The sequence below is a fragment of the Alkalihalobacillus alcalophilus ATCC 27647 = CGMCC 1.3604 genome (assembly GCF_000292245.2).
Classification (GTDB): Bacteria; Bacillota; Bacilli; order Bacillales; family Bacillaceae_D; genus Alkalihalobacillus; species Alkalihalobacillus alcalophilus.
In genome coordinates this window covers 1-24654 of record NZ_ALPT02000062.1, presented here as the reverse complement: position 1 = coordinate 24654, position 24654 = coordinate 1, and the positions used below count along the sequence as shown (strand labels likewise).

Here is a 24654-nt window from a genome sequence, read left to right as displayed (position 1 = left end):
GGAGGGATACGATGAGGGAAGCAGTTATTGTAAGTGGTGCGAGAACAGCTGTTGGGAAAGCCAAAAAAGGAACGCTTGCAAATATGCGGGCCGATGATTATGCGGCTGAAACGGTAAAAGCAACATTAGATAGAGCGAACTTTCAGGATTTGGATCAAATCGATGATGTGATTATTGGTTGTGCCATGCCTGAAGCTGAGCAAGGAATGAATATGGCTCGTACCATTTCATTGCTTGCAGGGTTACCGGATGAGGTACCTGGGATTACGATTAATCGTTATTGTTCGTCTGGTCTACAAAGTATTTCATATGCCGCAGAGCGCATTTTGACAGGGCAAGCGAAAACAATTATTGCCGGTGGGGCTGAATCGATGAGCCAAATCCCAATGGGAGGCCATGTCATTGCCCCAAATAGTAAGATCGTTGAGGCTCGTGCTGAATATTATATGAATATGGGACTAACAGCAGAAGAGGTGGCCAATCGATATAGTGTGAGCCGAGCTGATCAAGATCAATTTGCTGTTGAAAGTCAATTAAAAGCTGCGAAGGCACTACAAACAGGTGCTTTTAAGGAAGAAATTGTACCAATTGAAGTAAAGCTACGCTCAGTAAAAGATAATCGTTTTGTGGAGAAGACGGTCCAATTTGCTCAGGATGAAGGTGTCCGAGCTGATACGTCGATTGAGGGGCTTGGCAAATTAAGACCTGCTTTTCATGTGCAAGGGTCAGTAACAGCTGGGAACTCTTCACAAATGAGTGACGGGGCAGCTTCAGTACTAGTTATGGATAAGGAAGAAGCATTAAGCCGAAACCTGCAACCTATCGCTAAGTTTCGTTCTTATGCGGTGACGGGATGTGCACCAGAAATTATGGGATTGGGACCAATCGGAGCGATTCCAAAAGCATTGTCGATGGCTGGATTGAAAAAGGAAGATATCGGGTTATTTGAGATTAATGAGGCATTCGCGGCCCAAGCCTTACAAGTAGTTCGTTCATTGGAACTTGATATTGAGAAAGTTAATGTAAATGGGGGAGCAATTGCACTAGGACATCCACTTGGGTGCACAGGTACTAAACTTACTTTAACTCTTTTACATGAAATGAGAAGAAAAAACATTCAGTATGGCGTTGTTTCGATGTGTATCGGTGGAGGAATGGGAGCAGCAGCTGTTTTTGAATTATGTTAATTAAAACCATTTGAGGGGGAAATAATGATGACTCAGAAAGTAGATTGGCCAAAAGGAGCAAGCTTTTTATTAGGAGAGGTATCAAAGGAATCCATTTATACACCAGAGGAACTAACAGATGAACAAAAAGAAATTGGTAAAGTCGTTGATCAATTTGTAGAAAAAGATGTTACACCTCTTATTGAAGATATTGAAAACCATCAATTTGAGCATACCGTTAAATTATTAAAAAAGGCTGGAGATCTGGGCTTATTAGCGGCAGATGTCCCTGAGAAATACGGTGGTATGGAATTAGATAAACTAAGCTCATCGATTATTACTGAAAAAATTGCTCGTGTCGGTGGGTTCGGTTTAAGTCACGGGGCACATGTTGGAATCGGTTCACTTCCAATCGTCTATTTTGGTAATGAAGAGCAAAAGCATAAATATTTGCCTGGTTTAGCAAGTGGTGAAAAACTAGCAGCATATGCTTTAACAGAGCCTGGTTCAGGTTCGGACGCCTTAGGAGCTCGAACAAAAGCAGTTTTAAATGATGCAGGAACTCACTATGTATTAAACGGTGAAAAGCAATGGATTACGAATGCTGGCTTTGCGGATGTTTTTGTCGTTTATGCAAAAATTGATGGTGAGAAATTTACAGCCTTTATCGTCGAAAGAGAGTATGAAGGTGTATCGGTTGGACCTGAAGAAAAGAAAATGGGGATTAAAGGATCTTCAACAAGAACACTTATTTTAGAGGATGCATTGGTACCAGTGGAGAATGTATTAGGGGAAATTGGAAAAGGACATTTAATTGCCTTTAATATTTTAAATATTGGTCGCTATAAACTAGGGGTTGGTTGCTTAGGTGGCTCAAAAAGAGCGTTGAAGCTTGCTCTTGATTATGCTCAAGAAAGAAAGCAGTTTAAGACAGCGATTATTAATTTCCCATTAATTCAAGAAAAACTGGCGAATATGGCCACAAAAATATTTGTAACTGAAAGCTCTTGTTATCGAACAGGAGGATTATTTGAGCAAAGACTATCCGATATGGAGGATGAATCTGGCCAAAACGCAGCTAAAGCGATTGCTGAATACGCGGTTGAATGTTCGATTGCGAAAATTGCTGGTTCAGAGATGTTGGATTATGTAGCTGATGAAGCGGTTCAAATTCATGGTGGATATGGTTTTATGGCTGAATATGAAGTTGAGCGAATTTACCGAGACTCTCGAATCAATCGTATTTTTGAAGGAACAAATGAGATTAACCGTCTCTTAATTCCAGGTACGATTTTACGTAAAGCAATGAAAGGTGAATTGCCTTTATTAGAAAAAGCAACAGAGCTACAAAAAGAACTACTTATGCTTATGCCAAAACAGATTGGCAGCGAACCGCTTGAGCGTGAAGAAGCGATCGTTGAAAACAGCAAAAAGTTATTCCTTATGATTGCTGGAACAGCTGCACAAAAATACGCAGAAAAGCTGCAAGATGAGCAAGAAATGTTAGCAAATGTAGCCGATATTGTGATTGAAGTGTTCCAAATGGAATCAGCAGTCGCTCGTACGAAAAAAGAAATTGAAAGAGTCGGTGAAGAAAAAGCAAGGAAGTATATTTTGATGACAGAGCTGTATTGTCATGAAGCTCTTAAGAAGATTGACAACCTGGCAAAAGAAACGATTAGCAACGTGGAATCAGGCGATACCCTTCGCACGATGCTTTCAATCGTCCGCAAATTAACAAAAGCAGACCCAATCAATGCGATTCAAACAAAACGTGAAATTGCTAAGTTTTTAATTGAAGAAGGTGCTTAATAAGTAATTTGAGTGAGAACTCCGACCAAAGGAAACTTCGGTCAGGAGTTCTTTCTTTGAGCATAGTGTAAATGAGCTATTCAGAATGATAAGATCTTGTTCAAATTAATCTATAAATCGAGTAGAAGTTTGTCGGGGCATAGAAGCGGCTAATCACTAGGTGACCACTTTAGCTCAGCAAATATTAATGAACAGACCTTGTTTCAAATTGGTCGATAAAGGGCAAATTAATTGAGAAAGATTGAAAAACAGTTGGATAATAATTATAATGATTATTAAAGAGGAGTGATTATAAATGAGCCTAACTTTTTATCATTATCCAAAGTGCGGAACTTGTCGTAATGCGAAAAAATGGTTAGAAAGCAATGGAATTGAGTTCAACCCTATTCATATTGTCGAAGAGCCCCCTTCAAAAGAGGAACTGAAGGAACTTTATGTAAAGAGTGGACTTGAATTAAAGAAATTCTTTAATACGAGTGGTCAAAAATATCGTGAACTTGGTTTAAAAGATAAGCTTAAGGACATGAATGAAGAAGAACAATTACGTCTACTCGCAACGGACGGTATGTTGATTAAACGCCCAATCACAACGGATGGAAAGCGAGTAACAGTTGGTTTTAAAGAGGCAGAGTTTGAACAAATTTGGAAATGATGCAATCAAGGATTTTCATTTTCTCTAAAAAAAGGTATAGTGTTTAATAAGAACGTATTACATAACGCAAAAAATATTGGAGGTATTCATCTAATGAGTAATTTACCAAAGGAATTAAAGTATTCAGAGGAACATGAGTGGGTCAAAACAGAAGACGGAAACGTTCGTATCGGAATTACAGACTTTGCTCAATCAGAACTTGGCGATATCGTGTTTGTTGAACTTCCTGAAGTTGGAGATTCAATTGAAGCGGACGAGCCGTTCGGTAGCGTAGAATCCGTAAAAACGGTTTCTGAACTGTATGCACCTGTAAGTGGAAAAGTAGTAGAAGTAAACGAAGACTTAGATGATTCTCCAGAGTTCGTAAATGAATCTCCATATGAAAAAGCATGGATGATCGTTGTAGAGCCATCTAATAAGTCTGAGCTTGAAAACTTAATGTCTGCCGAGCAATACGAAGAAATGATTAGTGAAGACTAATTAATAATAAAGGCAACTTCAAAAGGCACTGAAGCTTATAGAAAGCTTCGGTGCTTTTTTTGATGGTTTAGCTCACTGAATGATCAATTTACCCACAATCCCCCCTGTTTCCCACAAAACGAACAGTATCAACTGAAGAAGGACGGTTAACTTAAGAGTGAGGAGGGGAATTGAAAATGAATTTGGATAAAGTGGATGTGACGAATAAAATTATCGGCAAATATGAAGAGGGGCAATTAAATCTTTATATGGGGGAGATAAAAATTGGAATGGTCACAGAAACGGAGGACGGCCTTAAACGGAAAATGAGAGAAGGCTTTGTTTTTGAAAATGATAAAATTTACCACTTTGAAAATGCTCATCCGGAACAAGTTAGAGCCTATGTAGAAAACTGTGATGGTGGTTGGTGTTAAAACGAATACAAAACAAAAAACTGAAAATAACTAATTGTAAGACTAATCCGATTATGAAGGTAAGAATACTTATGTAAAAAAGGTTGACAACAAAAATAGGTGCGTGTTACGATAAGTCAAACCAAAATGAACATAACATTTATAGCTCTTATCGAGAGAGGTGGAGGGACTGGCCCGATGAAACCCGGCAACCGTAAAACGAATCTTTTCGTTCAAAAGGTGCTAAATCCTGCAAAGCCAAATGCTTTGAAAGATGAGATTAAGGTTAAGCCTTCTTTTCATCTGGATTGATGAGAGAAGGCTTTTTTGCAGTTTTAAATTTGGTTAGCCATTATGATGTTCAGCCCGATTAAGAGGAAAAGATAGAGAGTGTTGTCAGGAGGCAAGAAACAACGTGATTAATTTAAGTGACATCCAAAAAATTTTCTTTACAAAGGATGGTCCAGTACATGCGGTTGATGGAATTAATCTTCAAATAAATGAAGGCGAAATTTTTGGCATTATCGGATATAGTGGTGCTGGTAAAAGTACACTGATTCGGATGTTAAATATGCTCGAAAGACCAACGAGTGGTGAAGTTGTCGTAGCTGGTAAATCGTTGTCAAAGCTTTCAAAACCTCAGTTGAGAAAAGCGAGACAAGAAATAGGGATGATTTTTCAGCATTTTAATTTATTATGGTCGCGCACAGTCCATGAAAACATTGCTTTTCCACTTGAAATTGCTGGAGTTCCAAAAAAGAAACGAGATGAACGAGTGAAAGAGTTAATTTCACTTGTTGGACTTGAAGGACGAGGTGGGAGTTACCCGTCACAGCTGAGTGGGGGACAAAAACAAAGGGTCGGAATTGCACGAGCACTTGCGAATAATCCAAAGGTCTTATTATGTGATGAAGCAACGTCTGCCCTTGACCCAAAAACGACCGACTCGATTTTAGAATTACTTGTTGATATTAATCAAAAGTTAGGTTTAACCGTCATTTTGATTACGCATGAAATGCATGTCATTCGAAAAATTTGTCATCAAGTTGCGGTGATGGAGGCAGGGAAAATTGTGGAACAAGGTCCTGTACTCGATGTCTTCCGTAAACCTGTTCAAGAAATGACAAAAGAGTTTGTGAAACAAATTACAGAACCAGAGGAAACATTAGAATCATTAGAGCACTGGTTGCAGCAAGGAATCGAAGGAGAAGTTGTGAAGCTTACCTTCCTGGGAAAAGCAGCAGAACGTCCTTTAATTACTGAATTGGTTCGTAAATTCCAAGTGGAAGTGAATATCCTCCAAGGGAAAATTTCCAAAACGCGTGAGAGTTCGTACGGTTCTCTTTTTATTCATTTAAAAGGTGATAAAGAGGAGATAGACAGTGCGGTTGCCTTCATTCAAGGTGAGCAAGTCGAATGTGAGGTGATTGAGCGTGTTTGAAGAGTTTTTAGCTGATGTAAAATGGGATTTACTATGGGAGGCTATAAAAGAAACCCTTTATATGACAGGGATTTCTGTCGCTGCCTCCTTTATAATCGGGATTTTCTTAGGTTTGATGCTTTATTTAACGAGTAAAGGGAATATGTGGGAAAGTAAGGTCGTTAACTTTATTTTTGCATCGATTGTCAATGTTTTCCGATCGATTCCATTTATCATCCTCATTATTTTACTTATGCCATTTACTCGAATGTTAATGGGAAGCATCCTTGGTGCTAATGCAGCCTTACCAGCTTTAATAATTGGAGCTGCTCCATTTTATGCTCGACTGGTTGAAATTGCTTTACGTGAAGTGGATAAAGGGGTTATTGAAGCGGCCCACTCAATGGGGGCTTCAAACTTCCGTATTATTTGGAAGGTTTTATTGCCAGAATCAATGCCAGCCTTAATATCGGGAATTACGGTAACAAGTATTTCACTTGTTAGTTTTACAGCAATGGCTGGAGTAATAGGGGCAGGTGGATTAGGCCATCTTGCTTTCCTTGAAGGTTGGCAAAGAAACAATTCATCGTTAATGGTGGTTGCAACAGTTGCTATATTACTCATTGTCTTTATGATTCAAGTAATTGGTGACTTTTTAACAAATAAAACAGATAAACGATAAGAGGGGGAGAATGGTATGAAAAAATTTGTTCGTACACTAGGAGCGGTCGCTGTAACACTTGCACTTGTAGCGTGCGGTAGTGACAATGAAGGTAATGATAATCAAGCTGGTGATGGGGATGATTCAGCAGCGGCAGTGGAAACAATTAGAATTGGAGCTTCAGCAGTTCCGCACCAAGAAATTCTTGAAGCGGCTGAGCCGATTTTAGCTGAAAGAGGAATTGAACTAGATATTGTTGTATTCTCTGATTACATTTTACCGAATCAGGAATTAGAGTCAGGGGATTTAGATGCAAACTATTTCCAAACACCAGGTTATTTAGCTCAACAAATTTCTGAATATGATTATGATTTTGTTAGTGTAGGTTCTGTACATGCTGAGCCTATTGGAATTTACTCTCAAGATTATGCAAGTTTAGATGAACTTCCAGAAGGTGCTGAAATTATTTTAAGTGATTCAATTAGTGACCATGGGCGTATTTTACCGATTTTTGAAGATGCTGGTTTAATTGAACTTGATGTCGAAGAAGGCGAATTAGCAACAATTGATAATATTTCATCAAACCCGAAAAATATAAATTTTGGTTCAAGACAAGTCGAAGCTAGAATGCTAGCTCCTTCATTTGAGTCAGGTGAAGGTGATGCGGTTGCGATCAATACAAACTATGCTCTTGAAGGAAATGTTGATATCGATCAATATGGAATTGCCTTTGAGTCGGATGATAAATTGCAAGGAAACCTTTTAGTTGTCCGTTCTGAAGACGAAAATAATGAAGCGATTGTCACATTATTAGAAGTGCTTCAATCAGAAGAAATCCAACAGTTCATTCAAGAACGATATAATGGTGCGGTTATTCCTTTAGTGGATTAATTAGCAATTAGCTTTTCTTAAAACAGACGAGGACATAAAAGCCTTGTCTGTTTTTTTAGTGTAAACCCGTATTCAAACTACGCATTTAGTCCATCAGCACCTTCACCTCTCCTAGCTCCCCTTGCTAAACATAAACTCATTACCTTATTAAGAATAGAAACATTTGATTTTTTCTCAGGACGAATAATCATTTTAACTAGATATTTCTTTTGTTTAATTAGCATAATTGAACTCAAGCTATCTCATACTATTTACGTAAAAGGTGAATGGAGGGATAACAATGTCAGGAAATCAGCAGCAGCAAGAGCCACAAAGTCCGGTTGCGTTAGCTTTACAGGAGTATAAAGAAGGTATCCAAAAGTTTTCAAAAAAGATGCCTCACATCGCCAAAAAATATAATGCGTTTACAGAAGCTTGTTTTGAAAAAGGAAAACTTACCTTGAGAGAGAAGCAGTTAATCGCTTTGGCGGTTAGTGTGATTGCTCAGGATGAATACTGTATGATTTACCATACAAAAGGATGTCTAGATGAAGGGTGTAAAGAAGAAGAGGTACTAGAAGCAATCGCGGTGACGGCTGCTTTTGGTGGAGGGGCAGCGATGAGCCAAGCCGTCACTCTTGTTTTGGAAGCTTTGTCCGAGTTCGAAAAAAATTCAGACTCTAATTCAAATTCTGATGATTCTAATCAATCTTCCTAAAGTTTTAAAGCGGATAAAAGAGGATAAGGGCGGAAATGCCTCTATATACATATAAAAGGAAGCTTATGTTTAGTGCTTCTATTTGAAGGGGATAGAATCTATGTCAGTAGATCTAGTGGGGTTTGTGAGATTATATCACTAATGATACGATCATAGATGTAAATAAACGAAGGGATTGATTTATTATTCAACCGCAAAAGAATGGACATTCACCGGAAATGGAAAAAGGATTACAGCAATCACATGGAATGAGCTTAGAGGAATATAATAACAGTTTTGAAAAAAGGCTACAGGTGGAGAAAGAAAGAGAAAAAGAATATGAAATGACGAAAAAAATGGTCGATTCACTGGACAAGTTATAGAAGCAAGCATAAAATATAAAGAAACAGAGTGAGAGTTCAATCACTCTGTTTCTTTCATTTAGTTAACACCCTTTTCTCAATTAATTCATCGTTATTGATTTTGATGGGGTTTTTGGGGAATAAATTGTATAGAGGTTTCTCATTATGTTCATGATTAAAAGTAGTCAAATTTTCTAGTGAAATAAAGGCATTTTTTTCGTTTTGGAAGGCGAATAATTCATTTGTCCCTATTTTGCTGAACTTGAATTTAGATTAAATTTGTTATAAAATGATAATGAGAATAGATTGATAATGATTCAATTCTAAAAATGTACGCGAATCGACGCGATTAAACGGAGGTATAGTCATGACAGCACCATTTTTGAAAATCGAAAATTTACAAGTATCTATAGAAGGTAAAGAAATCCTAAAAGATTTCAGCCTAGAAATTAAAGGTGGAGAAATCCACGCAATCATGGGTCCAAACGGAACAGGGAAATCTACTTTAGCTTCAGCGATTATGGGACACCCTAAATATGAAATCACGGGTGGATCGATTCATATGAATGGTGAAGATGTTCTAGAAATGGAAGTAGATGAGAGAGCACAAGCTGGTCTATTTTTAGCGATGCAATACCCAAGTGAAATTAGTGGAATTACAAATGCGGACTTCTTACGTTCTGCGATTAATGCTCAACGTGAAGAAGGCGATGAAATTTCTTTAATGAAGTTTATCCGTAAATTAGATGAGAAAATGGAAGTACTTGATATGGATTCTGAGTTCTCTCAAAGATACTTAAACGAAGGATTTTCTGGTGGAGAAAAGAAACGTAACGAAATTCTTCAATTATTAATGTTAGAGCCAAAAATCGCGATCTTAGATGAAATCGATTCTGGTCTTGATATTGATGCATTAAAAATCGTTTCAAAAGGTGTAAATGCGATGCGTAGCCCAGAGTTCGGTTCCCTAATCATTACTCACTACCAACGTTTATTAAACTACATCACTCCAGATAAAGTACACGTTATGATGCAAGGTCGTATCGTAAAATCTGGTGGAGCAGAATTAGCTGAGCGTTTAGAAGCTGAAGGTTATGACTGGATTAAAGATGAATTAGGAATTGAAGACGAAACAGTTAATTCTTAATCGTACCCTCTTTTATAGGAAAAACTTGGTCCAATTAGAAGTATCGCTTAATAAGTTTAGTAAATGAACAACAGCAAAGGGTGAGTAAATATGTCAATCGAGACGACGTTAACGTTCGATAAAGAACAAATTCAAACATTCTCGGATGAACGCAATGAGCCAAAATGGTTTCAGGACATCCGTTTACAAGGTTTGGAGCTTGTTGAAACACTTGAGCTACCAAAACCAGATAAAACGAAAATTCAAAAATGGAATTTCACAGAGTTTACTCGTGAAGTAACGAAAAGAGAAGCGGTTGCTTCATTAGAGGCTCTTTCAACTGAGTTACGTGAATTAGTCGATGCAACTAGCCAAAATGTTATCGTACAACAAGATGGACAAACAGTTTTTACAAAAATGAGTGAAGACTTAAATAAACAAGGTGTTATCTTTACCGATCTTCAAACGGCATTAGTCGAACACGGTGAGCTAGTTAAGAAATACCTTTACGGTGAAGCAGTTCATGTTAATGAGAACCGTTTAACGGCATTACATGCAGCCCTTTTAAATGGTGGTCTGTTTGTATATGTACCAAAAAATGTTCAAGTCGAAGTACCACTTCAAGCGGTATTTTCATTAGATAGTGAAAACGGTGGCTTATTCAACCATGTTATCGTTGTAGCGGAAGCGAATAGCTCTGTTACTTATGTTGAAAACTATGTATCACCATCTACTACAAATGGTGTAGTGAATATCATCGCAGAAGTTTATGCAGAAGATGGAGCAAAAGTATCGTTTGGTGCTGTTGACCATTTATCTGAAGAAGTGACAACATATGTTGTTAGACGTGCGCATGTTGGACGCGATGGTCGTGTAGAGTGGGCATTAGGTCAAATGAATAATGGAAATACCATTTCAGAAAATACGACTCATTTAATTGGTGAAGGTTCAACAGGAGATGCGAAAACCGTCTCTGTTGGAACAGGTAGTCAAAAACAAAACTTTACAACATCAATCATTCACCATGGTAAACATTCTGACGGACAAATTCTTAAGCATGGTGTTATGTTAGATAATGCAACGATGATCTTTAATGGTATTGGTAAAATTGAACACGGCGCTTCCAAGTCAAATGCTGAACAAACAGAGCGTGTGTTAATGTTAAGCGAAAAGGCTCGTGGAGACGCCAATCCAATTTTATTAATTGATGAAGACGATGTAACGGCTGGACACGCAGCATCTGTAGGTCGTATTGATCCGTTACAAATGTTCTATTTAATGAGCCGTGGTATTTCTCGTAAAGAAGCCGAGCGCTTAGTTATTCATGGCTTCTTAGCACCTGTTGTTGAAGAGTTACCAATTGATTCAGTAAAGATGCGTTTACGTGAAGCAATTGAAAGGAAAGTTAAGTAATGAATGCTCTTGAGCTGAAAAAGCAGTTTCCAATACTCAATCAACAAGTCAACGGAAACGATCTTGTCTATTTAGACAGTGCGGCCACTTCTCAAAAACCTCTTTCAGTGATCGAGAAGGTCGAGGACTATTATCGCCGTTATAACTCTAATGTTCATCGTGGCGTTCATACACTTGGAACACTTGCGACAGATGGATATGAAGGGGCCCGCGAAAAAGTTCGCTCATTTATTGGAGCTCAATCAATAGAAGAAATCATTTTTGTACGTGGAACAACAACAGCGTTAAACTTAGTCGCTTCAAGTTACGGCCGGGCAAATGTCAAAGAAGGCGATGAAATTGTGTTAACTCCAATGGAGCATCACTCTAATATCATTCCTTGGCAACAATTGGCTAAAGCAACAGGAGCAACATTGAAATACATTCCATTACAAGAAGATGGTACAATAGATTTAAAAGATGTAGAAAATACAGTGACTGAAAAAACAAAAATTGTGACAATGATGCATGTATCAAATGTGTTAGGAACAGTCAATCCAGTGAAGGAAGTTGCTGAAATCGCTCATCGCCATGGGGCAATTATGGTTGTTGATGGTGCTCAAAGTACCCCACATATGAAAATTGATGTTCAAGATTTAGATTGTGACTTTTTTGCCTTTTCTGGACATAAAATGGTTGGACCAACTGGAATTGGTGCCCTTTATGGAAAGAAAAAATGGCTTGAGAGTATGGAGCCAGTTGAATTCGGTGGGGAAATGATCGATTTTGTTGGCTTATACGATTCAACTTGGAAAGAGTTGCCATGGAAGTTTGAAGGTGGAACTCCTATTATTGCAGGAGCGATTGGTTTAGGTGCGGCCATTGATTTCTTAAATGAAGTGGGCCTTTCTGAAATTGAAAAGCATGAACAAGAATTAGCACACTATGCGATGGAGCAAATGTCTGAAATTGAAGGAATGACGATTTATGGTCCAAAGCATCGTGCTGGAGTCGTTACGTTCAACTTAGACGATGTTCATCCTCATGATGTGGCGACAGCTCTTGATGCTGATGGGATTGCGGTTCGTGCTGGACACCATTGTGCTCAACCATTGATGAAGTGGTTAAACGTAACAGCGACAGCCCGTGCTAGTTTTTACTTGTATAATACAAAGGACGATGTTGATCGACTTGTAACTGGATTAGTAAAAACAAAGGAGTACTTTGGAGATGTCTTTTAATAATCTAGATACCTTATATCGCCAAGTTATTATGGACCATTATAAAAACCCGCGTAATCGTGGTGAGTTTGATGGAGACATATTAACAGTCAACATGAATAACCCAACATGTGGTGATAGAATTCAGCTTCAAATGAAAGTTGATGAGGGGAAAGTAATAGATGCTAAGTTTGAAGGAGAAGGTTGTTCAATTAGTCTTTCATCCGCTTCGATGATGACCCAAGCAATTAAAGGGCTAACGAAGGATGAAGCAATTGAAATGTCTCATATTTTTTCTGACATGATGCTCGGTAAAGATTATGATGACGAAAAATTTGATTTAGGGGACATTGAAGCACTTCAAGGCGTAGCGAAATTTCCTGCTCGAATCAAATGTGCAACTTTAGCTTGGAAAGCGATGGAAAAAGGGTTAAACGAAGAGACTGGTAAGTAAAAGAAGGAGGGTTTCCGATGGCTAAAAAAATGCCTGATATCGGTGAATACAAATATGGTTTTTCGGATCGTGATGTATCAATTTTCCGTTCGAAACGTGGTTTAACGAAAGAGATCGTTGAAGAGATTTCACGTATGAAAGAAGAACCACAATGGATGCTTGACTTCCGTTTGAAGTCATTAGAGCACTTTTATAATATGCCAATGCCACAATGGGGTGGAGATTTATCTGAACTAAACTTTGATGACATTACTTACTATGTGAAGCCATCAGAGAAGTCTGAGAAGTCTTGGGATGAAGTACCTGAAGAAATCAAAAACACGTTTGATAAATTAGGGATTCCAGAAGCGGAGCAAAAGTATTTAGCAGGGGTTTCTGCTCAATACGAATCAGAAGTGGTTTACCACAACATGAAGCAAGAGCTAACGGATCTTGGAATTCTTTTCACAGATACGGACACAGCTTTAAAAGAGCATGAAGAGATTTTTAGAGAGCATTTTGGAACGATTATCCCACCAACGGATAATAAGTTTGCAGCTCTTAACTCAGCCGTATGGTCTGGTGGATCATTCATTTACGTACCAAAAGGCGTAAAAACCGAAACTCCACTCCAAGCGTATTTCCGTATTAACTCAGAAAATATGGGTCAATTCGAGCGTACACTAATCATTGCTGATGAAGATAGTTCTGTACACTATGTTGAAGGTTGTACAGCACCTGTTTACACAACAAACTCACTTCACAGTGCGGTTGTTGAAATTATCGTTAAAAAGAATGCATACTGTCGTTATACAACCATCCAAAACTGGGCACCTAACGTCTTCAACTTAGTAACAAAACGTGCCGTAGCTGATGCTGGTGCAACGATGGAATGGGTTGATGGTAACATTGGTTCGAAATTAACGATGAAATACCCAGCAGTTATCATGCGTGGAGAAGGTGCAAAAGGAACGGTTCTTTCTATCGCAATTGCTGGTAAAGGCCAACACCAAGATGCAGGGGCGAAAATTTCTCACCTTGCACCAAACTGTTCTTCAACAATCGTGTCTAAATCGATTTCAAAGCAAGGTGGTAAAGTAACTTATCGTGGTATTTGTCACTTTGGACGTCGTTCTCAAGGTTCAAAATCTAAAATTGAGTGTGATACATTAATTTTAGACAATGAATCAACATCAGATACGATTCCTTATAACGAAATCTTAAATAACAATATTACATTGGAGCATGAAGCAACTGTTTCTAAAGTATCCGAAGACCAATTGTTCTACTTAATGAGCCGTGGTATTTCGGAACAAGAAGCAACAGAAATGATCGTTATGGGCTTTATCGAACCATTTACAAAAGAATTACCAATGGAATACGCTGTTGAAATGAACCGCTTAATCAAGTTCGAGATGGAAGGTTCGATTGGTTAATTCGATGAGACCCCTTAGTGTATAAGGAGTTTATCATCAAAGAGTAAACTGTCGATCTGATATGGATTTATATAAGAGAGGCTGTCCACTAAGGTCATGAAAATGATATTATGAGGGCAGCCTTTTTTTGTGTTGAATAATGTGCGTTAGTAAAAGACTGTTTTCATTGCCTATCTTTATTGTTTTACGACATGATGGGAGGAGCGAGAAAGTCCAAAACAATCCAACCTATAAAATTATTTTAATAAAATAAAAAAGAGGGCTTAGTTAAGACGTGCGTTACAGGCTAAAAATAAGGGGATTCATCTATTTGATGCCAAAAACTATCAGAAGCAAAAACGCAAAGTGGCTAGATTGCACGAAAGAGTCAGGAACCAACGTGACGATGTCCTTCACAAACTAAGTACAGACCTCATCAAAAAACCACGATATTGTCTGTATCGAAGATTTGAACACCAAGAGGGCAAGAAATCTCTTGAAATAAGGGATTGGACGTGCCCTATTTGCGATAAACATCACGATCGAGATATCGATGCCAGCCAAAACGGAGACTCCCGCGGGAATAAACCGTGGAGCGAGACCCCGCAAGGCTTGCCGAGGAGGCTCGCCAGGTTCCCGCAGGACGCGGAGTATGGTTTTGGTAGCGACAGCCGAAGCTCTTCATTATTAGTGAACAGTTTCCTTCAACAGCCTACGAAGAGATGGGGTCAGACTGTCAACAATTGAACCGTTCATGTAAAGGCAATTTGAGTCTTGTATCTCCCTAAAGTCAATCTCTATCAACGGTTAAGGGTCAATTATACGCTGCGAAAGTTGAGTTATTAATTAAGACTTTTGAAGCAACTTTGTCTTATGTACTACAAGAGCGGATAATAAATTTTTAGAAGAAAGGATGATTAGATGGAGTCGAATTTGTTGGAATTATTAGAATTAGTAGACTCGCGACAGGATGAACTGGTCGATTTGTTGTCACTGTTAATCCGTTATAAAACACCGGCGCCACCTGCCCGGAATACGGAGGAGGTACAGCAGTTTATTGCTGATTTTTTAAATAAAAAAGGCTTTATGATTGATAAATGGGATGTGTACCCTGGTGATCCGAATGTGGTTGGGGTTTTAAAAGGAAAACGGTCAGACGAGTATCAGAGTTTGATTGTCAATGGACATGTGGATGTTGCAGAGGTAAGTGAAACAGAAGAATGGGAAGTAGACCCGTTTACTCCAATTGTAAAGGATGGAGTCGTCATTGGACGAGGGGCAGCAGATATGAAAGGTGGAATGGCTGGGGCTTTGTTTGCCATTCAACTGATGCATGAAGCGGGAATTGATCTACCTGGTGACCTCATATTTCAGTCTGTCATCGGAGAAGAGGTCGGAGAAGCAGGCACTTTAGAATGCTGCAAGCGAGGGTATAAAGCTGATTTTGCTTTAGTTGTTGATACGAGTAATTTGCAAATTCAAGGACAAGGTGGTGTCATCACGGGTTGGATAACTGTTAAAAGCAAACAAACCCATCATGATGCAACGAGGAAAAATATGATTCATGCGGGTGGACAATTATTTGGTGCAAGTGCAATTGAAAAGATGATGAAGGTCATTCAAGGCTTGCAGGATTTAGAGAGACATTGGTCTGTAATGAAAAGTTATCCAGGTTATGATCCTGGTACGAATACAATTAATCCTGCTGTGATTGAAGGAGGAAGGCATGCCGCTTTTATTGCGGATGAATGTCGCCTATGGATTACGGTCCATTTTTATCCGAATGAAACGCATGAACAAGTAGCCAAAGAAATTGAAGAACATATTCAACTTGTCGCGAAGGCGGATCCATGGTTAAGAGAAAATCCTCCGACGTTTGAGTGGGGCGGCTCTTCAATGATTGTTGACCGTGGTGAAATTTTTCCATCATTGGAGGTTGATCCGGAGCATCAAGCAGTTAAGACATTGAGTGGATGTCATGAATCTACTTTGTATGAACAACCAGTGATAGGTGTATCCCCAACTGTTACAGATGGGGGCTGGTTTGGTGATGCAGGAATCCCAGCTGCCATTTATGGTCCAGGAGAGCTCAAGCATGCCCATTCGATTAATGAACAAGTTTCGATTCAGCAATTAGTCGATTATACAAAAGTTGTGTTGCGGTTTATGTTTGAATGGTGTCATACAAAAAAATAGGGGTTGTATTTATAGAGTGGGAGGTAACGAAGCAGTCGGTTTTTCTCAGAAAAGCACACTGCTTTTTTTGTACGGACATTGGTGACCTTTTAAGTACAAACTAACAGAGACTAGCATGCCTAGGTGAGTCATATTGCATTTTTATAGGTTATCGCTGCAAAATTTGATATATTGAAAGAAGAAGTTTCTGTGAAGGTTTTAAGTATGTCGGCTTTGTACATAGATTGAGGTGAAAAGAGCATTGATTTATATTGGATTAGCTGGATGGGGGGATCATAATAGCTTGTATCAGGGCTTAAGTAGCACGGCTTCTAAATTAGAAACCTATGCGGGATTTTTCCCACTTGTTGAACTAGATGCATCCTTTTACGCTGTTCAGCCTTTGAAAAATATGGAAAAATGGGTGCGGGAAACTCCGAGCAATTTTCAATTTGTTGTTAAGACATTTCAAGGAATGACAGGTCATCAAAAAGGGATTGCTCCTTTTGAAACAAAGAAAGAAATGTTTTTGGCATTTCGGGAGTCTCTTATGCCAATGGTGGAAGCAAATAAATTAGCGATGGTGTTATGTCAATTTCCACCTTGGTTTGATTGTAAAAAAGACCATGTTCTATGGGTGAGATATATAAAAGAGCAATTAAATGGCTTACCTGTCGCGTTAGAGTTTCGTCATCAATCATGGTTTTCTGGCAGCTATCGTGAGCGAACATTGCAGTTTATGCGAGAAGAAGGTTGGATACATAGTATTTGTGATGAGCCTCAAGCTGGAGCCGGTTCTATCCCAACTGTCTTAGAGGCGACGGATGACAATAAGACGTTATTCAGATTTCATGGCCGAAATGTTCATGGGTGGAATGATCCTGGAAACGGACGCTGGCGTGATGTTCGTTATTTGTATCGTTATAATGATGAGGAGTTAACAGAGTGGGCCCAATCATTAGTCAATTTTCAAAAACAAAGTAAAAATTTATATATTATCTTTAATAATAATTCTGGTGGAGATGCAGCAGACAATGCAAAGCAATTAATTAAAAAGCTAGACATCACCTACCATGGACTGGCCCCGAGACAGATGGGTTTATTTTAACCTCTTTTTTGGATGGGGAGTGAAAGGAGGGAGGATCCCTTGACTACAGAGAAACTAACGATTTTTCATGTGAATGATTTACATAGTTGTTTTACAAATTGGCCTCATATTGTCGGGTATGTAAACCAACATCGTGATGAGTCTACTTTATTTTTAGACTTAGGTGATCATGCCGACCGCAGTCAGCTTATTACAGAAGCAACCGAAGGAAAAGGCAATGTTGAATTGCTTAATCACGCGAAAATTGATTATGCGACGATCGGAAATAATGAAGGAGTGACATTTTCAAAGCCCCAACTGGACAGGCTTTATGAACAGGCAACCTTTCCGGTGTTAGTTGGGAATTTATTTGAGAAGGATGGCAGTCATCCTAAATGGGCACAACCATATGCGATTCACACGTTAGAAAGTGGAATTCGAATTGGTCTAATAGGATGGACAGCGGCTTTTACTGGCCTCTATTCTCAACTTGGTTGGAAAAATGAAGACTCTCTTGAACCATTAAAAGAAATCGTTCAGCAATTAAAAAAGAAACCGATATTATCATCTTATTGTCTCATTTAGGGCTATTTAAAGATGAAGAGGTTGCAGCAAAAATAGATGGGATTGATTTCATTTTTGGTTCTCATACCCATCATGTTTTAGCGAACGGGAAATGGGTTTCGGGAACTTTGATCACTCAAGCTGGCAAGCATGGCCATTATTTTGGTCAACTTGAATTGGAGTATGATCTAGAGAAGAGAAAGATTTGCTCAGTTGAGGAAAAGATGGTAGCTGCTATTGATTGTGAACCTTCTCAAGAAACACGGGTATTGATTGAGCAGTTAGAAGCAGACGCCTTTTGTAAATTAAATCAACGTGTTGCCACGGTTCCACATGATTTAATGGTTTCATGGCAAGACAACACCGAAGTGATTCAAATGCTTTGTGATGCATTGGCGAAATGGTGTAAAGAAGAGATCGCGATGTTAAACGCTGGTGTGCTACTTGAATCGATTCGACAAGGAGAAATTACGAAAGGGGATATCCATAGAATCTGTCCACATCCAATTAATCCTTGTGTTGTTGAATTAACCGGAGCACAATTAAAGGCAACCATTGAACGAGCCTTTACAAACGAGATTCGCTATTTGGAATTAAAAGGGTTTGGATTTAGGGGCAAGATTTTAGGAAGAATGATTTTTACTGGAATTGACATTTTTTTATCAGAAAATGAACAAGTTAGTGGGATTGAGGTATTAGGGGAACCCCTTCAGTTGAAAGAGACGTATCGATTAGCAACATTAGATATGTATACATTTGGTCACCTTTTTCCTGATATTTTTCAAGCACCGAATAAAGAGTATTTTATGCCAGAATTTTTACGTGATATTTTAGCTTGGGAGCTTGGGCAAGAATGGGCATAAACTTATTCACGGTCATCTATTGATCCTCATAAAGTAGTATTGAAAGAGTGATTGTACATGAGGATGGAGGGATGAACGATGCTTGAAATGAATCCAATTACAGTCGAAGGGGAAACTTTTCTTGCGATTACATTAAAACTGCCGAAAACTAATTTTATGGCGATTACGAATGAAATCGGCTATATAATGTGTGGAGCTTTAGATGTGGCATTATTAAATGAGAAACTAAAAGATAGAAAAATTGTCGCAGCAAGAGCCGTTGGTGTTAGAACGATTGAGCAACTGTTAGAAGCACCACTCGAATCGGTTACATTAGAGGCGGAGGAGCTCGGCATTAATGTAGGAATGAAGGGTAAAGATGCTCTCTTAAAAATGAAATACTAATTTTGCAAAATGGATTGTCTCAAAAGTGATGAAGACTTTGATGGGCAGTCCGTTTTTTTATGATTTTTTTTGGAAGACAGAATGTGACTTTTTTTTCATAAGATCGTTTCCAATTGTCGAAAACAGGCTTGCGCAAGTTTTTTATTCATGGGAAGATAAAAGAAAAAGCTGTTCTACATATAGAAGAGGGGACGTTCTATGAGACTAATAGCAGTGATGGTGGCGAAACCAGGGCAGCAGTTAGCCAGAGCGATAAAAAGTGAGGAAGGTACGATTCTTTTAAATAAAGGGGCACGTTTAACTGAAAAATTAATCGGGCGCCTTAAGGGTATCGGTGTTTCGTTTATTTACATCCAAGATGATCAGATTCAACTTCCTGAGATTGAACAAGTGATTTCTACTGAAACAAGAGAATATACAATTAATCAGCTAAAAAAAGATTTTATTGATTTAGCCAATGAGTGGAAAAAGAATGCGAATCATTTTTCCTCTTTCCAATTAAACCTTGAATTTGAAGATGCTGTTCGATTGTTAATTGGGGATATAAAAAGTAAACCAAATGCATTAACATTGCTTCTAAGTGCAACATCCCACGATCATTATATTTTTACGCATTCATTTAATGTTACGGTTTATTCCATTGGACTAGCAGTAGAGTTAAATTACTCCGAACGTCAATTGTTAGAGGTAGGACTCGGGGCATTATTACATGATATTGGGAAAATGTCGACGCCTTTAGAAATATTAGAAAAGCCGGGCAAGCTAACAAAAGAAGAGTTTGAAATTGTAAAAACTCATAGTAAAATAGGCTATGACTTATTAAGGCAAACCAAACATATTCCTCTTCAAGTAGCAAAATGTGCGCATCAACATCATGAACGCTTAAATGGGACAGGTTATCCACAGGGTCTGAAAGAAGATGAAATCCACCCTTATGCGAAAATTATTGCGATTGCCGATGTGTTTGATGCTGTCACGACAAATCGAGTGTATCGAAAAAAGCCTATGCTTCCTCATGAGGCATTAGAGCTTTTATATTCTGGTGCTTCAACCTTATTTGATTTGAGCTTAGTCACAGCTTTTCGGAAAACAATTGCTGTGTATCCAATCGGTTTAATGGTTACCTTAAGTGATAATCGAAAAGGGGTTGTATTTCAACAAAATCGTGAAATGAGTACTCATCCAATCATTAAAGTTCTATATGAGGATGGGGTAAAACTAGAGGTGCCTTATTTTATAGATTTAATGAAACATCTAAATATCACGATTATTGGAACGGATGCTTTTGAAGAGCAAAGTTAAGTTATAAAGTAGGAGATGAGCAAATTGCAACAATATTTATCTTTATGTCAACATGTACTTGAGAACGGAACAGAAAAAGGTGATCGAACAGGCACAGGAACTAAAAGTGTTTTTGGTTATCAAATGCGTTTTAATTTGGCCGATGGATTTCCGGTTGTAACGACGAAAAAATTACATTTACGCTCGATTATTCATGAGCTTTTATGGTTTTTAAAAGGTGATACAAATATTGCTTATTTAACTGAGAATAAAGTACGAATTTGGAATGAGTGGGCTGATGAAAACGGAGATCTTGGTCCGGTATATGGAAAACAATGGCGCTCATGGCAAGGGGCTAATGGCAAAACGATTGATCAAATTAGCGAATTAATTGAACAAATTAAAACGAACCCAAATTCACGTCGCTTAATCGTAAATGCTTGGAATGTCGCGGAGATTGATGATATGGCTTTAGCACCTTGTCATTGTTTGTTCCAATTTTACGTCAATGATGGTAAGCTTTCTTGTCAATTGTATCAAAGAAGTGCGGATATTTTCTTAGGCGTTCCTTTTAATATTGCTTCTTATGCCCTTTTGACGATGATGATTGCTCAAGTGACTGACTTAGAGCCAGGTGAATTTGTTCATACTTTTGGTGATGCTCATATTTATTCGAATCATTATGAGCAAGTTAAATTACAACTAACAAGAGAGCCACATACCCTTCCAACAATGAAAATCAATCCAAATGTTAAATCAATTTTTGACTTCACAATTGATGATTTTGAACTTGTCGATTATGATCCACATCCGCATATTAAAGGTGAGGTGTCTGTATGATTTCCTATATTTTTGCGATGGCAGAAGATGGTGTCATTGGAAAAGACAATGATATGCCGTGGCATTTGCCAAATGACCTTAAGTATTTTAAAAAGGTAACATCAGGTTCAACGGTTGTGATGGGGAGAAAGACATATGAATCGCTTGGCCGTGCGTTACCGAAACGTCGCAATATCGTATTAACGACAGACGAAGCGTATCAAGCTCCAGGCTGTGAAGTTGTTCATTCAAAAGAAGAGGTATTAAAAGCGATTGCGGGAGAAAACGAGGCCTTTGTCATTGGTGGAGCAGGACTTTATGATTTGTTCCGTGGAGAGGTAGAGAAAATATATGTGACGAAAATTAATGAGTCGTTTGTTGGAGACACCTTTTTTCCGAAATGGGATTGGACGAATTGGGAACTTATTGCTCAACAAGAAGGTACAACGGATCAGGAAAATAAATATCAACATACCTTTTTAACCTATCAAAAAAGAGGATAAGCTGACATTTATTTTTAATCAAAGCTAGACCTTTTTGACTAAAAAACCATTGATTCTAAAGAAAGAGTTCGATATAATATATTACGATAATAATAATAGTATTACCTCATCAACACGGTGAGGTAGAGGCGCGAATACGAATAGTACCCTTTATGAGGATGACAACGTTGACTAAAGGAGAAAGGCAAGTTCGCCGAAGTTTATAGAAAAAGTCAAGTTTCTATAAGCTGGGACTGTATTAAATAAATGCAGGACTGTCACAGTTGAAAGACTGTGGAGAACTACTACTGAAGATGGGGAAAACCTTGCGATCAAAAGGCATAATGGGTTTCCGTTATGGCCTTTTTTTTATTGGGATAATTCTTCTTCAGCACACAAAAAAGATAAGCTCTTTAAAAAGAAGAGCGGAGTAGAGGAGGATGTATCTTGGAAGTTGTAGGTACATGGTATTCATTAATACCACCTGTGTTAGCACTGGTGCTAGTGTTATTAACAAGGAAGGTATTAATATCACTTGGAGTTAGTATTGTGGTTGGAGCTTTAATGTTAAATGGCTTTAATCCTATCGACGGGTTGATGCAAGTCGTTGGTATTTTTACAGGAATTTTTTATGTTGATGGTGGCATCAATGATTGGGAATTTTATATTATTTTATTCTTACTGCTATTAGGAATGATGGCTGCTTTAATTACAAAATCTGGTGGCAGCATTGCTTTTGCAGAGTGGGCGATGAAACGGATAAAAACACGTGTCGGTGCTCAAATGTTTACGATCTTTTTAGGCTTTATTATTTTTATCGATGATTATTTTAATAGTTTAACAGTGGGAAATATTAGTCGTCCCATTTCGGATAAGCACCGAGTATCACGAGCAAAGCTAGCTTATTTAGTCGATTCAACAGCAGCTCCAATGTGTGTAATTGCCCCAATTTCGAGCTGGGGTGCTTATATTATTTCGATAATTGGTGGAATTTTAACCGCGCATGGATTATCTCAATATCAAGCGTTTGAAGCGTTTATGTTAATTATTCCAATGAACTACTATGCTCTCATTGCGATTGCTTTTATGGTTGCTGTTGCTCTGTTTAAAATTGATTTTGGTCCAATGAGAAGACACGAAGAACTCGCGATAACAACGGGACAATTAACAGATCCAAAATCAGGTGATCTTCCTGGAACAGATGGAGAAATTGAAAGCCATAGTCATGGAAAAGTTTATGATTTAATTTTACCTATTCTTGGTTTAGTTGTCGGTACAGTTGCCGCTATGGTATTCACTGGATACGGAGAGGCTCAATCTGCATCATTAATTGCTATTTTTGGAGAGGCCGATATTGCTGGTTCTTTAGTGATTGGTGGAGTGATTGGTCTTGGCGTTGCTCTTATCACGAATTTGATTAAACCCGATAATCCGAATATGTTCCAAACGTTATGGGCTGGTATTAAATCAATGCTTCCGGCGATTTTTATTTTAATTTTAGCTTGGATTATAATTGAGATTATTAGTGATATTGGAACAGGTTTATTCTTAGCTGAGTTAGTGGATGGAACGATTCCTCCAATGTTATTACCTGCGATTATTTTCTTAATTGCTGGTTTTACAGCTTTATCAACAGGTACTTCATGGGGGACATTCGGTTTGCTTTTACCAATTGCAGGAGACATGGCAGCGGCGGTTGATGTAACACTAATGCTACCGATGTTAGCGGCTGTTTTAGCAGGGGCCATTTTTGGTGACCATACTTCACCAATCTCAGATACGACAATTTTATCGTCGGCTGGTGCTGGTAGTCATCATATTGACCATGTTATTACACAATTGCCATACGCAGTAACTTCAGCTGTGATTGCTTTTGTAGGGTTTATTATTCTTGGGTTTACAGGAAATATGTGGATTTCATTATTGTTAGTATGTGTGATTTTCACGATAACAGTATTTATCATTAAACAATTGAATAATAGTTTGAAAAAAGCGTAAATGAAACTCTGCTAAGGATAACAGGTTAAAACAGCTGATGGAAGGTTTTAAAACTTTTCATTGGCTGTTTTTTATCATTTCCCGACAGAAGACTCCCTCTTCAATCGTGTGAAGGGAGAAGCCCAACGATAAGGGGTAGATGAATGGCGGTTGGCGGTAGCCAAAGAGATTCTTGTTAGGGTATAATAAGAACATATATTCCTATCTGAGGTGAAAACAATGCTCATCAACAAAGCATACAAATTCCGTCTCTATCCAAGCAAAGAACAAGAAACCCTGATTGCTAAAACCATCGGCTGTTCTCGTTTTGTATTCAATCGCTTTTTAGGACAATGGAACGATACCTACCAAGAAACAGGCAAAGGGTTAACGTATTCTTCTTGTTCGGCTGAATTAACGCAACTAAAAAAGGAATTCGTATGGCTAAAAGAAGTGGACAGCATTGCCCTTCAATCCTCCCTGAAAAACCTTGCTGATTCCTATACTCGATTCTTCAAGAAACAAAATAAAGCACCTCGCTTCAAGTCTAAAAAGAATCAGGTACAATCCTACACCACGAAAGAAACAAATAGCAACATGGCCATAGTAAACAACAAAATTAAATTGCCGAAACTGGGTCTTGTTCGCTTGGCCAAAAGTCGTGAGGTTGAAGGACGTATTCTGAGCGCTACAGTCAGACGAAATCCAAGCGGAAAGTTCTTTGTATCCATTCTAGTCGAAACAGACGTACAGCCCTTGAAAAAAACGGATTCATCTATCGGTGTAGATTTAGGCATCACGGACTTTGCGGTTCTTTCTGATGGTCGTAAGATTGACAACAATAAGTTCACATGCAAAATGGACAAGAGACTAAAACGTGAGCAACGAAAACTTTCAAGACGTGCGTTAAGTGCTAAAAACAAG

The 24654-nt window shown here is 38.4% G+C and carries 26 protein-coding genes and 2 riboswitches; all 26 genes read left to right on the top strand.

Annotated elements, in window-relative coordinates; all coding sequences use genetic code 11:
- The first annotated feature begins 11 nt into the window (after positions 1–11).
- Positions 12–1187, top strand: coding sequence for an acetyl-CoA C-acetyltransferase (locus BALCAV_RS15280; RefSeq protein ID WP_003324424.1), 1176 nt, complete (start codon positions 12–14; stop codon positions 1185–1187).
- A 27-nt stretch (positions 1188–1214) separates the two neighbouring features.
- Positions 1215–2978, top strand: a complete 1764-nt coding sequence (locus BALCAV_RS15275; protein ID WP_003324425.1) for an acyl-CoA dehydrogenase family protein — start codon at positions 1215–1217, stop codon at positions 2976–2978.
- Between the two features lie 295 nt (positions 2979–3273).
- Complete coding sequence (locus BALCAV_RS15270; protein WP_003324426.1) at positions 3274–3630, top strand: arsenate reductase family protein; 357 nt, start codon at positions 3274–3276, stop codon at positions 3628–3630.
- A 93-nt stretch (positions 3631–3723) separates the two neighbouring features.
- Positions 3724–4110, top strand: a complete 387-nt coding sequence (gcvH, locus tag BALCAV_RS15265; protein ID WP_003324427.1) for a glycine cleavage system protein GcvH — start codon at positions 3724–3726, stop codon at positions 4108–4110.
- A 176-nt stretch (positions 4111–4286) separates the two neighbouring features.
- Positions 4287–4523 carry a YusG family protein gene (locus BALCAV_RS15260; protein WP_003324429.1) on the top strand — a complete coding sequence of 79 codons (237 nt, stop codon included), beginning with the start codon at positions 4287–4289 and terminating at the stop codon, positions 4521–4523.
- Between the two features lie 145 nt (positions 4524–4668).
- Positions 4669–4783, top strand: a riboswitch (SAM riboswitch).
- Positions 4784–4917: 134 nt separating this feature from the next.
- On the top strand, positions 4918–5943 hold the full coding sequence (locus BALCAV_RS15255) for a methionine ABC transporter ATP-binding protein (RefSeq protein ID WP_003324430.1): 1026 nt from the start codon (positions 4918–4920) through the stop codon (positions 5941–5943).
- Between the two features lie 61 nt (positions 5944–6004).
- Positions 6005–6604, top strand: a complete 600-nt coding sequence (locus BALCAV_RS15250) for a methionine ABC transporter permease (RefSeq protein WP_081939306.1) — start codon at positions 6005–6007, stop codon at positions 6602–6604.
- Between the two features lie 15 nt (positions 6605–6619).
- The gene (locus tag BALCAV_RS15245; protein WP_003324432.1) at positions 6620–7474 is read left to right on the top strand and encodes a MetQ/NlpA family ABC transporter substrate-binding protein; all 855 of its coding nucleotides are present in this window, start codon (positions 6620–6622) and stop codon (positions 7472–7474) included.
- Positions 7475–7754: 280 nt separating this feature from the next.
- Positions 7755–8171, top strand: a complete 417-nt coding sequence (locus tag BALCAV_RS15240; protein ID WP_003324433.1) for a carboxymuconolactone decarboxylase family protein — start codon at positions 7755–7757, stop codon at positions 8169–8171.
- Positions 8172–8389: 218 nt separating this feature from the next.
- A complete protein-coding gene (locus tag BALCAV_RS22385; RefSeq protein ID WP_003324434.1) occupies positions 8390–8533 on the top strand; it encodes a hypothetical protein in 144 nt (47 codons plus the stop codon).
- A gap of 346 nt (positions 8534–8879) precedes the next feature.
- Positions 8880–9659 (top strand): Fe-S cluster assembly ATPase SufC, encoded by a 780-nt coding sequence (gene sufC, locus BALCAV_RS15235; protein WP_003324435.1) that lies wholly within the window; start codon positions 8880–8882, stop codon positions 9657–9659.
- Positions 9660–9749: 90 nt separating this feature from the next.
- Positions 9750–11051 carry a Fe-S cluster assembly protein SufD gene (sufD, locus tag BALCAV_RS15230; protein WP_003324436.1) on the top strand — a complete coding sequence of 434 codons (1302 nt, stop codon included), beginning with the start codon at positions 9750–9752 and terminating at the stop codon, positions 11049–11051.
- Positions 11051–12271: a cysteine desulfurase gene (locus BALCAV_RS15225; RefSeq protein ID WP_003324437.1), complete on the top strand. Its 1221-nt coding sequence runs from the start codon at positions 11051–11053 to the stop codon at positions 12269–12271. The genes sufD and BALCAV_RS15225 overlap by 1 nt, the downstream gene beginning before the upstream one ends.
- The gene (gene sufU, locus BALCAV_RS15220) at positions 12261–12704 is read left to right on the top strand and encodes a Fe-S cluster assembly sulfur transfer protein SufU (RefSeq protein WP_003324438.1); all 444 of its coding nucleotides are present in this window, start codon (positions 12261–12263) and stop codon (positions 12702–12704) included. Before BALCAV_RS15225 ends, sufU begins: the two co-directional genes overlap by 11 nt.
- 17 nt (positions 12705–12721) lie before the next feature.
- Positions 12722–14119 carry a Fe-S cluster assembly protein SufB gene (gene sufB / locus BALCAV_RS15215; RefSeq protein ID WP_003324440.1) on the top strand — a complete coding sequence of 466 codons (1398 nt, stop codon included), beginning with the start codon at positions 12722–12724 and terminating at the stop codon, positions 14117–14119.
- 345 nt (positions 14120–14464) lie between these two features.
- Positions 14465–14845 (top strand): hypothetical protein, encoded by a 381-nt coding sequence (locus BALCAV_RS22850; protein WP_235213125.1) that lies wholly within the window; start codon positions 14465–14467, stop codon positions 14843–14845.
- 174 nt (positions 14846–15019) lie between these two features.
- Complete coding sequence (locus BALCAV_RS15205) at positions 15020–16294, top strand: acetylornithine deacetylase (protein WP_003321971.1); 1275 nt, start codon at positions 15020–15022, stop codon at positions 16292–16294.
- A 241-nt stretch (positions 16295–16535) separates the two neighbouring features.
- A complete protein-coding gene (locus tag BALCAV_RS15200; RefSeq protein WP_003321972.1) occupies positions 16536–17381 on the top strand; it encodes a DUF72 domain-containing protein in 846 nt (281 codons plus the stop codon).
- Positions 17382–17420: 39 nt separating this feature from the next.
- The gene (locus BALCAV_RS22845) at positions 17421–17945 is read left to right on the top strand and encodes a metallophosphoesterase (protein ID WP_235213124.1); all 525 of its coding nucleotides are present in this window, start codon (positions 17421–17423) and stop codon (positions 17943–17945) included.
- Positions 17933–18787 (top strand): bifunctional metallophosphatase/5'-nucleotidase, encoded by an 855-nt coding sequence (locus BALCAV_RS22840; RefSeq protein ID WP_235213123.1) that lies wholly within the window; start codon positions 17933–17935, stop codon positions 18785–18787. Before BALCAV_RS22845 ends, BALCAV_RS22840 begins: the two co-directional genes overlap by 13 nt.
- Before the next feature lie 78 nt (positions 18788–18865).
- Entirely contained in the window at positions 18866–19171 is a 306-nt protein-coding gene (locus BALCAV_RS15190; protein ID WP_003321974.1) for a YunC family protein, read from the top strand.
- Positions 19172–19369: 198 nt separating this feature from the next.
- Positions 19370–20473, top strand: a complete 1104-nt coding sequence (locus tag BALCAV_RS15185) for an HD-GYP domain-containing protein (RefSeq protein ID WP_003321976.1) — start codon at positions 19370–19372, stop codon at positions 20471–20473.
- Positions 20474–20497: 24 nt separating this feature from the next.
- Positions 20498–21292 carry a thymidylate synthase gene (locus tag BALCAV_RS15180; protein ID WP_003321977.1) on the top strand — a complete coding sequence of 265 codons (795 nt, stop codon included), beginning with the start codon at positions 20498–20500 and terminating at the stop codon, positions 21290–21292.
- Positions 21289–21774, top strand: a complete 486-nt coding sequence (locus tag BALCAV_RS15175; RefSeq protein ID WP_003321978.1) for a dihydrofolate reductase — start codon at positions 21289–21291, stop codon at positions 21772–21774. Before BALCAV_RS15180 ends, BALCAV_RS15175 begins: the two co-directional genes overlap by 4 nt.
- Positions 21775–21889: 115 nt before the next feature.
- Positions 21890–22066: riboswitch (Lysine riboswitch) on the top strand.
- Positions 22067–22200: 134 nt separating this feature from the next.
- Positions 22201–23751, top strand: a complete 1551-nt coding sequence (locus tag BALCAV_RS15170) for a Na+/H+ antiporter NhaC family protein (protein WP_003321979.1) — start codon at positions 22201–22203, stop codon at positions 23749–23751.
- Positions 23752–23970: 219 nt separating this feature from the next.
- A partial coding sequence (locus tag BALCAV_RS15165) for an RNA-guided endonuclease TnpB family protein (protein ID WP_040324088.1) occupies positions 23971–24654 on the top strand: 684 nt, incomplete at its 3' end.

Excerpts from the sequence above, each read along its gene's own strand:
- BALCAV_RS15280 (WP_003324424.1), top strand. The coding sequence starts at position 12 with ATGAGGGAAGCAGTTATTGTAAGTGGTGCGAGAACAGCTGTTGGGAAA.
- BALCAV_RS15185 (WP_003321976.1), top strand. The coding sequence starts at position 19,370 with ATGAGACTAATAGCAGTGATGGTGGCGAAACCAGGGCAGCAGTTAGCC.
- BALCAV_RS15205 (WP_003321971.1), top strand. The coding sequence starts at position 15,020 with ATGGAGTCGAATTTGTTGGAATTATTAGAATTAGTAGACTCGCGACAG.
- BALCAV_RS15190 (WP_003321974.1), top strand. The coding sequence starts at position 18,866 with ATGCTTGAAATGAATCCAATTACAGTCGAAGGGGAAACTTTTCTTGCG.
- sufB (WP_003324440.1), top strand. The coding sequence starts at position 12,722 with ATGGCTAAAAAAATGCCTGATATCGGTGAATACAAATATGGTTTTTCG.
- BALCAV_RS15270 (WP_003324426.1), top strand. The coding sequence starts at position 3,274 with ATGAGCCTAACTTTTTATCATTATCCAAAGTGCGGAACTTGTCGTAAT.
- sufU (WP_003324438.1), top strand. The coding sequence starts at position 12,261 with ATGTCTTTTAATAATCTAGATACCTTATATCGCCAAGTTATTATGGAC.
- sufD (WP_003324436.1), top strand. The coding sequence starts at position 9,750 with ATGTCAATCGAGACGACGTTAACGTTCGATAAAGAACAAATTCAAACA.
- BALCAV_RS15240 (WP_003324433.1), top strand. The coding sequence starts at position 7,755 with ATGTCAGGAAATCAGCAGCAGCAAGAGCCACAAAGTCCGGTTGCGTTA.
- BALCAV_RS15245 (WP_003324432.1), top strand. The coding sequence starts at position 6,620 with ATGAAAAAATTTGTTCGTACACTAGGAGCGGTCGCTGTAACACTTGCA.
- BALCAV_RS15225 (WP_003324437.1), top strand. The coding sequence starts at position 11,051 with ATGAATGCTCTTGAGCTGAAAAAGCAGTTTCCAATACTCAATCAACAA.
- sufC (WP_003324435.1), top strand. The coding sequence starts at position 8,880 with ATGACAGCACCATTTTTGAAAATCGAAAATTTACAAGTATCTATAGAA.
- BALCAV_RS15175 (WP_003321978.1), top strand. The coding sequence starts at position 21,289 with ATGATTTCCTATATTTTTGCGATGGCAGAAGATGGTGTCATTGGAAAA.
- BALCAV_RS22385 (WP_003324434.1), top strand. The coding sequence starts at position 8,390 with ATGGAAAAAGGATTACAGCAATCACATGGAATGAGCTTAGAGGAATAT.
- BALCAV_RS15260 (WP_003324429.1), top strand. The coding sequence starts at position 4,287 with ATGAATTTGGATAAAGTGGATGTGACGAATAAAATTATCGGCAAATAT.
- BALCAV_RS15250 (WP_081939306.1), top strand. The coding sequence starts at position 6,005 with ATGACAGGGATTTCTGTCGCTGCCTCCTTTATAATCGGGATTTTCTTA.
- gcvH (WP_003324427.1), top strand. The coding sequence starts at position 3,724 with ATGAGTAATTTACCAAAGGAATTAAAGTATTCAGAGGAACATGAGTGG.
- BALCAV_RS15275 (WP_003324425.1), top strand. The coding sequence starts at position 1,215 with ATGACTCAGAAAGTAGATTGGCCAAAAGGAGCAAGCTTTTTATTAGGA.